The organism is Lutibacter sp. A64 (genome assembly GCF_022429565.1).
Classification (GTDB): domain Bacteria; phylum Bacteroidota; class Bacteroidia; order Flavobacteriales; family Flavobacteriaceae; genus Lutibacter.
On the sequence record NZ_CP092487.1, the window covers coordinates 804209 to 815290 of the forward strand.

7 protein-coding genes and 1 tRNA gene are annotated in these 11082 nt (G+C 29.6%); 3 read left to right on the forward strand and 5 right to left on the reverse strand.

Going from position 1 to position 11082, the window contains the following annotated elements; genetic code table 11:
• Positions 1-86: 86 nt before the first annotated feature.
• The 5 genes from ppdK to MKD41_RS03225 form a co-directional block, all read right to left on the reverse strand.
• Positions 87-2816, reverse strand: a complete 2730-nt coding sequence (gene ppdK, locus MKD41_RS03205) for a pyruvate, phosphate dikinase (protein ID WP_240244004.1) — start codon at positions 2814-2816, stop codon at positions 87-89.
• Between the two features lie 332 nt (positions 2817-3148).
• Positions 3149-4465, reverse strand: coding sequence for a TolC family protein (locus MKD41_RS03210; RefSeq protein WP_240244005.1), 1317 nt, complete (start codon positions 4463-4465; stop codon positions 3149-3151).
• A complete protein-coding gene (locus tag MKD41_RS03215; RefSeq protein ID WP_240244006.1) occupies positions 4452-7631 on the reverse strand; it encodes an efflux RND transporter permease subunit in 3180 nt (1059 codons plus the stop codon). Before MKD41_RS03215 ends, MKD41_RS03210 begins: the two co-directional genes overlap by 14 nt.
• Positions 7632-7634: 3 nt before the next feature.
• Entirely contained in the window at positions 7635-8759 is a 1125-nt protein-coding gene (locus tag MKD41_RS03220) for an efflux RND transporter periplasmic adaptor subunit (protein ID WP_240244007.1), read from the reverse strand.
• The gene (locus MKD41_RS03225; RefSeq protein ID WP_240244008.1) at positions 8756-9277 is read right to left on the reverse strand and encodes a MarR family winged helix-turn-helix transcriptional regulator; all 522 of its coding nucleotides are present in this window, start codon (positions 9275-9277) and stop codon (positions 8756-8758) included. The genes MKD41_RS03220 and MKD41_RS03225 overlap by 4 nt, the downstream gene beginning before the upstream one ends.
• Before the next feature lie 104 nt (positions 9278-9381).
• Between MKD41_RS03225 and bshB1 the strand changes: the two genes are divergently transcribed.
• From bshB1 to MKD41_RS03240, 3 genes are all read left to right on the forward strand, one after another.
• The gene (bshB1, locus tag MKD41_RS03230) at positions 9382-10098 is read left to right on the forward strand and encodes a bacillithiol biosynthesis deacetylase BshB1 (protein WP_240244009.1); all 717 of its coding nucleotides are present in this window, start codon (positions 9382-9384) and stop codon (positions 10096-10098) included.
• A 54-nt stretch (positions 10099-10152) separates the two neighbouring features.
• A tRNA-His gene (locus tag MKD41_RS03235) sits at positions 10153-10228 on the forward strand.
• 120 nt (positions 10229-10348) lie between these two features.
• Positions 10349-11041 (forward strand): hypothetical protein, encoded by a 693-nt coding sequence (locus tag MKD41_RS03240; protein WP_240244010.1) that lies wholly within the window; start codon positions 10349-10351, stop codon positions 11039-11041.
• Positions 11042-11082: the final 41 nt, after the last annotated feature.

Consider the following 11082-nt stretch of genomic DNA (forward strand, 5'->3'; position numbering starts at 1 on the left):
TACGAAGATACTGTAATTGTAGTATAAAAAAAACCCCAACTTTTTTAAAAGTTGGAGTTTTAATCTACTAACTAAAAATTATATTATTATGCTTGTTTTTTTATAGCTGCTTGTGCTGATGCAATACGAGCAATTGGCACTCTAAAAGGAGAACAACTTACGTAGTTCATTCCTGTATTGTAGCAGAATTCTACAGAACTTGGCTCTCCACCATGTTCACCACAAATACCTACTTTTAAGTTTGGTTTTGTGCTTCTACCTTTTTCTGTTCCTGTTTTAACTAATTGACCAACACCTTCTTGATCTAGAACTTCGAAAGGATCTACATTTAAAATTCTATTTTCTATATAAACTGGTAAGAATTTACCAGCATCATCTCTAGAATAACCGAATGTCATTTGTGTTAAGTCATTTGTTCCAAAAGAGAAGAAATCAGCTTTTTTAGCAATTAAATCAGCTGTTAATGCAGCTCTAGGAATTTCAATCATTGTACCAACTAAGTATTCAACTGAGTCATTTCTTTCTTTAAATACTTCTTCTGCTGTAGCTCTAATTACTGCTTCTTGATTTTCAAACTCAGCAATTGTACCAATTAAAGGAACCATAATTTCTGGTTTTGCAACAATTCCTTTTTCTTTTAAGTTTAATGCAGCTTCAATAATAGCTCTTGTTTGCATTTCGGTAATTTCTGGATAGGTAATACCTAATCTACAACCTCTATGTCCTAACATTGGATTAAACTCTTCCAATTCTGCAACTTTAATTTTAACAGCTTCTAATGAAATGTGCATATCTTCTGCTAAACTACGTTGTGTTTCTAATTGGTGAGGTACAAATTCGTGTAATGGTGGATCTAATAAACGAACTGTTACTGGTAAGCCATCCATTGCTTCAAATATACCTTCAAAATCTTCACGTTGCATTGGTAATAATTCATTTAACGCTTCTTTACGACCTTTTACGGTGTCGGCTAAAATCATTTCACGCATTGCTTTAATTCTGTCTACTTCAAAGAACATATGTTCTGTTCTTGTTAACCCAATACCTTGTGCACCAAATTTAACAGCTACTTTGGCATCTTTAGGAGAATCAGCATTTGTACGCACTTGCATAGTAGCGTATTTGTCTGATAGTTTCATAATTTCTGCAAATTCACCACTTACTTCTGGTTCAGCTGTAGCAACTTTACCTTCAATAATATTACCTGTAGAACCGTTTAAAGAAATCCAATCACCTTCTTGGTATTTATGGTCTCCAACAGTTAATGTTCTAGCTTTGTAATCAATTTTTAAAGCACCTGCACCAGAAACACAACATTTACCCATACCACGTGCAACAACGGCAGCGTGAGAAGTCATACCTCCACGAGCGGTTAAAATACCTTTAGCAATATTCATACCTTCTAAATCTTCAGGAGAAGTTTCTATACGTACTAAAATACTGTGTTTAAATTTGTCAGCTTCATCTGCAAAGAAAACAATTTTACCTGTTGCAGCTCCTGGAGATGCTGGTAAACCTTGAGCAATAACATTTGCTTTTTTTAATGCAATTGGATCAAAAACTGGGTGTAATAATTCGTCTAATTTATTAGGCTCAATTTTTAAAAGCGTTTCTTTTTCAGTTATTAAACCTTCTTTTAAGAAATCCATTGCAATTTTAACCATTGCAGCACCAGTACGTTTACCATTACGTGTTTGAAGAATCCAAAGTTTACCATCTTGAATGGTGAACTCCATATCTTGCATATCTTTATAATGCAATTCTAATTTTTGTTGGTACTCGTTTAATTCTTTATAAATTTCGGGCATTAACTCTTCTAATGAAGGATAATTAGCAACTCTATCTTCTTCTTCTACTTTAGCTAATTCAGCCCAACGTAAAGAACCAATTTTAGTAATTTGTTGAGGTGTTCTTGTACCTGCAACTACATCTTCACCTTGTGCATCAATTAAGTATTCACCATTAAAAAGGTTTTCTCCTGTACCCGCATCACGTGTAAAACATACTCCAGTACCAGAGTTACTTCCCATATTTCCATAAACCATAGCTTGTACGTTTACGGCAGTTCCCCATTCACCTGGGTAACCATTCATTTTTCTATAGTATACAGCTCTATCACTATTCCAACTATTAAATACAGCCATTACTGCACCCCAAAGTTGATCCCAAGGGTTTGTTGGAAAATCGAAACCTGTACGTTTTTTTACAGCTTCTTTAAAATCATATACTAAATCTTTTAAATCTTGAATTGTGAATTCTGTATCTAATTCAATATTACGCTTATGTTTTAGAGCTTCCATTATTTCTTCAAAAGGATCAATATCATCTTTTGATTCTGGTTTCATACCTAAAACTACATCTCCATACATTTGAATAAATCTTCTGTAAGAATCCCAAGCGAAACGTTCGTTTCCAGATTTTTTAGCCAATCCAATAACTACTTCATCATTTAAACCTAGGTTTAAAACTGTATCCATCATTCCTGGCATAGAAACTCTAGCTCCAGAACGTACAGAAACTAATAGTGGGTTTTCTTTGTCTCCAAATTTAGAACCCATTATTTGCTCTACATTGTCTATTGCGTCTTCTACTTCTTTAGTAATCAATTCAACAACTGCATCTTTTCCAAGTAAGTTATACTCTGTTGAAACTTCTGTAGTAATGGTAAACCCAGGAGGAACAGGTATTCCTATTAATCCCATTTCAGCTAAATTAGCTCCTTTACCTCCTAAAAGGTTCCTCATTGTACTGTTACCATCAGCTGTTTTGTTTCCAAACTTGTAAACTCTGGTTTTGACTTCTTGTTGCGTCTCCATCTTAATATTTATTTATGTTATCTTTTTATTTTAAGAGAACAAATTTAAGAACAGTAAATAAAGTAGAATATGACTTTTGTCAGTATAATTTTCCGTTTTTAAATAAAAGTAATATTTGTTACAATTAAGATTTTGTATTTTTTATTAAGAAAATTATGGTTTTAAATACGTTTTTTATAATATTTTGATATTCAGTATTTTATTTTTATTTGATATTTTTTTTATTCTATAATTATAAAATAATAAAGCCTAAAATTTAGTGATGAAGCTAAATTTTAGGCTGTTAAACTGTTAATGTTTTAGTTAAATTTTTTTTTGAAGAATTTTAGTATTTAAAAATCGGTATCTAATAGCTCTCCTGAAAGTTGTAGCAATATTAATTCTGCATTTTTAGCATCGTATTTAGCAATGTTATAACTAGATTGTGCATTTAATAAATTTAATTGCGCTTGTCTAAACTCTATAGAGGTAGTTTGACCTAATTTAAATTTTTCTTCTGTTCTAGAAAAGTTATTTTTATTTGTTTCCACATTTTTTTCTTCAGCATTTAAAATAAATAAGGCATTGTTATAAACTTCTAAAGCATTTGCAACGTTGCGTTCTAATTCATTAAGAGTTTGTTCTTTTTGAACTTTTAAATTATCTTCATAAATTTTTGCATTTTGAATGCTTGTTTTTGTGCTTCCTCCATCAAATATATTCCAATTTAAACTTAAACCTGCATTTAAACCTTTAGAGAGTTGTTCTGCATAGGTAAAAGTACCATCGTTATTATTTTTATTAAATCCATAAGAACTATTTAAGCTTAGACTAGGTAATAAATTGGATTTATTTATTTTAATATCGAATTGGCTTAATTCTAGGTTTTTATTAGCTTTCTGAATTTCTATATTGTATTCTTTTGCTTTTTCAATTAGTGTATTTAATTCAAAAACTAAATTAAATGTAATATCTGTATCTACAGTAAAATCTGTATTTACATTTCTACCTAATACTAAATTTAAATCTCTTTTAGAATTAGCCAATAAGCGTTGTGTATTTATGTAATTAATACTATCATTATTAACATCAACTTCAGCATTTAATACTTCTAGTTTTGTGTTTTGTCCATAATCAAACCCGTATTTAGCTCTTAATAAACGCTGTTTAGAAATGCTTAACGATTCTTTAATATTTTTACTGTCTTCAGTTAATTGAGCTACATTATAATATATTGAAAAAACTTGTAATAGAGAATTTTCAATTACGGTTTGGGCTTCTAATTCTGATAAGTTATGAGCTTCTTTTAATTTTTTATAATTGTAAGTTCTTCCTAAACCATCATAAAGTGTGTAATTTAAGCCAATAGACGCATTGTACGAATTTGATTCAGCTCCATTAGTTTCTGAAACAGTTCCATTTTGAAGCGTATATTCGGTATCATCTAAATTGTAATTAGCACCAGCACTAGCTGTTATTTGAGGTAAATAACCGCTATTATTTAGACTGGCATTGTTTTCGGCAATTTTAACATTATTCTTAGCAATTAAAATTCCATAATTATTTTCTAAAGCTAAGTTTACGGCATCTTCTTTTGTAAGCTTTTCTTGTGCAAAACCACTTGTTAAACAAAGTAAAAATGCAAATGCTATTTTATTAATATAATTCATCTTCTTCAATATTTGATTCAATAATTGCTCTTTCTACTTCTTCTTTGGTTACTTTTTTTCCTGTTCTTAGCCATTTAAAAAAGACTTTTATAGAATTACCTAGAGATAATAAAAGAGGTAACATAACCAATGTTAAAACGGTAGCTACGCCAATACCATAAGATATTGATAATGCCATTGGTTTTAAAAATTGTGCTTGTCTACTTTTTTCTAATAGGAGTGGAGCTAAACCTGCAATTGTTGTTAATGAAGTTAAAAAGATTGCTCTAAATCTAGAAATACCTGCTTTATACAAAGCTTGATCGTATTTTAAACCTTGTTTTAAATTAGAGTTTACTTTTCCAATAAGCACTAAACCATCGTTTACTAAAATACCTATAAGTGCAATTATTCCTAATCCAGATAAAACATTAATTGGAAAACCGTGAATCCAATGGCCCCAACCAACACCAATTAAACTAAAAGGTATCATTATCATTAATAACAAAGGTTGATCGTACGATCTAAATGTAAAGGCTATTGTAAAATAAATTAGCAATAAAATTATAGGAAATGTTTTAGCAGCTGAGCTAGAAGTTTTATTGGCTTCTCTATTTTGTCCTTCATAAAGAGCAGAAACTGTTGGGTATTTAGATAGAATTTCAGGAATTATAGTTGTTTTTATTTTTTCTATAGCATCTACAGCACTTCCGTCAGGATCTTGTAAATCTGCATTTACTTGAATTTCTCTTTTACCAGCTAAGTGATTTATAGCTACTTCTCCTCTTTGTATGGTATATGTGGCAATTTCACTAAAAGGAACTCTATCTCCAGTTGGTGTTGTAATCCACATATTGTCTAAATCTTTAATAGAAGATCTATCTTCTTTTAAATAACGCACCCAAACTTTAATTTCATCTTGTCCACGTTGAAAACGTTGTGCTTGGTAGCCAAAAAAACCGGCTCTAACTTGACTCATTACAGTTTGTAAGTTTAAGCCTAATATATAAGCATCGTTTTTTAATTTAATTTGAACTTCTTTAATACCTTGTGGGTCGTTGTCTGAAATATCTTTTAAATCAGAATCTAAACTTAAAGCAGCTTTAAGGTCGTTTTTAGCAGCTTTTAATTCGCTGATATTGTTTCCCAAAAGAGATACAGATACTGGACTTCCTCCAAAACGGCCACCAGAGCCATAGGTTAAACTTTCTGTACCATAAAAAGTTCCTGCTTTTTCTCTAATGGTATTTGTTATTTCTGTTGAAGAAAATTCTCTAGATTCACCAGGTAATAAATTTACGGTTAATGAAGCATTTGAAGTTCCAGGTCCTATACGTTTTATTACATTTTGCACAACTCTTTGGTGGTCAGATTGTTTTTCGGTATATTCTTCACTTACCAACCAAACAGCTTTTTCAATTTCAGAAATTATAGAATCTGTAACTTTTTCATTAGTACCTTGTGGCATTGTTAAATTTATACTAACTCTATCACTAGCAACTTTTGGAAAAAAATCTGTTTTAATAATACCTCCTTGAATTCCATATATTGTAAAAATTAATAAAGATAATGGAATTGCAAAACCAGCAATTTTATTTCTTAAGAAGAATCGTAAAAAAGGAGCGTATATTTTATCTCTAATTAAAAATAAAAATGTTTCAGATTTAGTATTAATTGCTGAGAAAAATTGATTGATTTTAGATTTCTTTTTTTCTTTTCTAACCAGTGCTTTTGAATGTGCAATATGGGCTGGTAAAATAATTAAAGCTTCAAGTAATGAAATTAACAGAGTGAGAATAACTACAGAAGAAACTTCGCCAAAAAACTTACCAATTCTACCATCTAAAAAATAAAATGTAGAAAAAGCTAATAAGGTTGTTATAATTGCTGAAACAATAGGAGGGATTACTTCAACAGTTCCATCTATTGCAGCTCTAATAGGGCTTTTGCCTTTTTCGTAGTGATTGTAAATATTTTCTCCAATAACAATTCCATCATCAACTAAAATACCAATAACTATAATCATTCCAAATAGCGATAAAATATTAATTGTAATATCTAACATTGGAGCAAAAACAAACATTCCAAAAAACGAGATTGGTAAACCTGCGGCTACCCAAAAAGCCAATCTTGGATTTAAAAAGAGCGATAAAAATAAAAGCACTAATAAAATTCCAACAATTCCATTGTTTACAAGTAATTCTGTACGTTGCATTAATGTAATTGAGCGGTCACTAGTAACATCAATTTTTACATTGGTATATTGTTGATTAAATTTATCGATATACTCGTTTACAATATTTGCAGATTTTATTAGATCTTCACTATTAGTGTTGGTTATTGAAATATTTAAAGCAACTTCACCATTAAAATAGACTCTATCTGGAGTTTCAGACCAAGTATCTCTTACTTCAGCTACATCACTTAGTCTTATAATATTTCCAGAATTGTCGCTTTTTACTGGAATATTTAAGAGTTCTATACCTTGATATTTTTTGTTTCTAGCTCTAATTAAATAATCTTCTTCAGTAGTTTTAATATTTCCACCAGAAATTAAAATATTAGCATTTGCAACTGCTTGAGCCACTTCTTGAAAAGTTATATTGTAAGCTCTTAAATCACTTTCTTTAAGGGCAATGTCAATTTCTTCATCAGGGAAACCAGTTAATGAAACTTGAGAAATACCTTCTATACCTCTAATGTCATTTTCTATAGTTCTACCATATTGTTTTAAAGTAGCTAGCGGTATATTGTCTCCGCTTACTGTAAAAGAAATAGTTTCTCTAACACTTTCAATTTTTGAAATAACCGCAGGTTCCATACCAGAAGGGAAGGAGGGAACTCTATCTACTGCATTTTTTACATCTGCTAAAACTACATCTACATCTTTTCCTTTTTCAACTTCAATACTAATAGAAGCTGAATTTTCACGAGAAACAGAAGTAACTCTATCTACACCAACTATACCTTTTAAGTTATCTTCAATTTTAAGAACAATACCTTCTTCCATTTCTTCAGGAGATGCTCCAGGATAGGATACGCTAATGCTGATACTATCTGAATCTGATAGTGGAAAAAAGGAAGATTTCATTGAAAATACTCCAACAATCCCAAAAATTATAAATGCAATAATAAAAATATTAACTGCAACTGGGTATTTTATAAAATATGTAATTATTTTTTTCATTGTTTATTCGTTGTTGGTAGTTTCATTAATAGTTTTAACTAACATACCATTATAAGCACCTGGAAGTGGTTTAGATAAGATGTTTGTGCCATTTTCTAAACCTTGTACAATTACGGTGTTATCATTAAAATATACCGGTTTTACAGTTACTAAATTTAGTGTAGAATCTTTTATTGTGAATAGTTTTGTATCATCTACTAATAATTGTCTAGATACTTCTATGGCATTTTCAATAGATTTGGTTTCTAGATCTGCAGTTAAATACATACCTTCTCTTAGTTGTTCTCCTTTAACTTGTAAAAAAGCTTTTACTGTTTGTGTAGTTTGGTCTACTTTACCATTTACCCTAACCACTTTAGCTTCCCAAACATTAGTTTTATTTTGGTTGTAAATACTAACGGTATTTCCTTTTTTTAGTAAATTAGCATAGGTTAGGTTTATATTAACTTCCATTTCATATATAGATGGATCTATAAATTCGCCTAATTTTTGACCAGATCTAACCAAAGAACCTTGTGTAACCATTACTTCTGTTAAAATACCTTTAAAAGGAGCTCTTAAAGTATATTTACCATGTTTAACCTCTAAATTTTTAACATTGTAATAAGTTGTAATAATGCCTCTTCCAGAAATAAAGAATTTTTCTTTTTCTGAATTTGTATCAGGAAGTTTAGGTATTGGTTTATTAATATCGAAACTATTTAGGTACGACTTCCATTTTTCATATTCATTAGGGTAATCTAACTGAATATCTGGCATTATTGCAGTAATAACATTAAATAAATTACTTTTTTGAGCTTTTAAATTGGCATAAAACTCATCGCTATTAATAGAAATAATAGCTTCATTTTTTGCAAACTCTGTTCCTTCTTTAAATTCTTTAGAAGTTGTTTTTAAAATACCTTGTACTTCAGAATACAATTCAATTTTATTACTAGCAGTTATACTTCCGCTAGTAGTTATAACAACAGGAATAGCGTTGTTTTTAATTTTTTTAGCATAAACGGTACTTACAATTTTATCGAAAGTTGGGTTGCCCTTTTTACTGTTGTTTACAATTGCTGTACCTCCAATAATTGATAGCGCAATTAGTAAAAGGCTTCCAATTGTAATAATTATTTTTCTCATAATTTAAGTGAATGTTCTTGGGTTATATTAAGTTGTATTTTTTTTATAGTTTCTATTGCTTGAGAAATTTCTGAATTTGTAATGCCTTCTTGAAGTTGCTCAAAAGATTTTTTAATTATTGGTAATGTTATAGCGTAGAGTTCTTCACCTAAGCTTGTTAAACAAATATTTTTTACTCTTTTATCCTTTTTTATAGGTTTTCTAGATATAAGGCCTTTTTTTTCCATAGTAGAAATTAATCTAGAAAAAGAAGTTTTATCGCTTTCGGTAATTAAAGCAATATCGTGTTGAGGCTTACAATTATTTTCAGTTAAGACTTTTAGAACTACAAATTGCTCTTTAGTTAAATCAATTGTATGTTCTTTAAAAATTTTATTTATATAGGAAGCGTGCATTTTTGCTGTAATACCTATCCACGGAAAAATTGAATGTTCTAAAAACAAAATATTTAATTTTTTTGCAAATATAGTATTTAATGATATAGTTGTATGTGCAACTATGTTAATTAGTGTTAACAAAAACAGTTAAAAAATACTTTTATGGTATTTATTATATTATACCTTTGCTTTTAAAATTTAGAGCGGTTTAATACAAACAGAACGCTGTTTAAAATTATATAGACATGAAATTAGATATTTTAGCAATTGGTGCGCATCCAGATGATGTTGAATTAGGTTGTGGAGCAACAATATTAAAAGAAATTTCTTTAGGGAAAAAAGTTGGGATTTTAGATTTAACAAGAGGAGAACTTGGAACAAGAGGGTCTGCTGAAATTAGAGCTATTGAAGCTAAAAATGCAGCAAAAATATTAGGAGTTGAAGTTCGAGAAAATTTAGCTTTTTCAGATGGATTTTTTGTTAATGATAAAGAACATCAGCTTGAAATTATTAAAATAATAAGAAAATATAAACCTACAATTGTATTGTGTAATGCTTTTGATGATAGACATATAGACCATTCTAAAGGAAGTAAATTAGTATCTGATGCTTGTTTTTTATCGGGTTTAATTAAAATTGAAACTAAATTAGATGGAGAAGTTCAAGAAGCTTGGAGACCAAAACAAGTGTATCATTACATTCAATGGAAAAATATTGAACCAGATTTTGTAGTTGATGTTTCTGGCTTTATAGAAACTAAGTTAGAAGCTGTAAAAGCTTATAGTTCTCAGTTTTATGATCCAAAGAGTAATGAGCCAACTTCACCTATTACAAGTAAAAACTTTTTAGATAGTATTATTTATAGAGCCCAAGACTTGGGTAGATTGATTGGAACTTCTCACGCAGAAGGTTTTAACACAGAGCGTTATGTTGCTGTAGAAAATTTAGATAAATTAATTTAAAAAAATACTTGTATAAAATTATACAATGTTTTACATTTGCATCCGCGAATAAATGGTGGTTGTAGCTCAGCTGGTTAGAGCGCCGGATTGTGGTTCCGGAGGTCGCCGGTTCGAAACCGGTCTTCCACCCAAAATAAAAGGTCTGTTTTACAGACCTTTTTTTGTTTATAAACTTACTTTTTTCTACAAATCTTATACTAGATCACAATTATTTTAATAGTTTTACAAACTAAAAAATTAAATTATTAAAATGAAAAATTATATATTTATTGCTGTACTATTTGTAACAACTTCAATTTTAGCACAAACTACAAGTAATTTAGAGTTACAACAACAAAAAATAAAATTAGCTTTAAGTTATAATGATAAAGAAGCTGCTGCTTCTGCAATGTATTCTATTATTGCTATGGAAGGTGCAGAAAGCACTTATAAAGATAGCTTGGCTTATATGTATTTTAATAATGCTAAATATGTCTCTAGTTTTTTAGTTACCAACGATATTTTAAAATACAAACCAGACAATGTTGAATTGTTAGAAATGAATGCTATTTCTGTTGAAAATATGGGAGCTTTAGATAAAGCTATTGAAGTTTATACAGATTTACTTTCTAGAACTAAAAATAATTACCACGCATATAAACTAGCTGGTTTGCAATTAGCATCTAAAAAATATATAGATGCTTATAAATCTATTAAAAAAGCAGATTTATTAGAAGATACAGGTAAAATTCAAGTAACCTTTCAAGTAAATAAAAACTACAACCAAAGTGTTGATTTAAAAGCTGCTATTGCTTATTTAGAAGGAATTATTTTACTAAACCTAGAAAAAGAAAAAGAAGCTAAATTAAGTTTTATGCGTGCTGTAAACTTATTTCCAGATTTTGTACTTGCAAAAAGTAAAATAACCACCTTAGAAAATTCTGAACAAAAAGAAGAAGAGTAGGATTAAAAATACCAGAATCAAAATTGTATTAGCTAAATAGT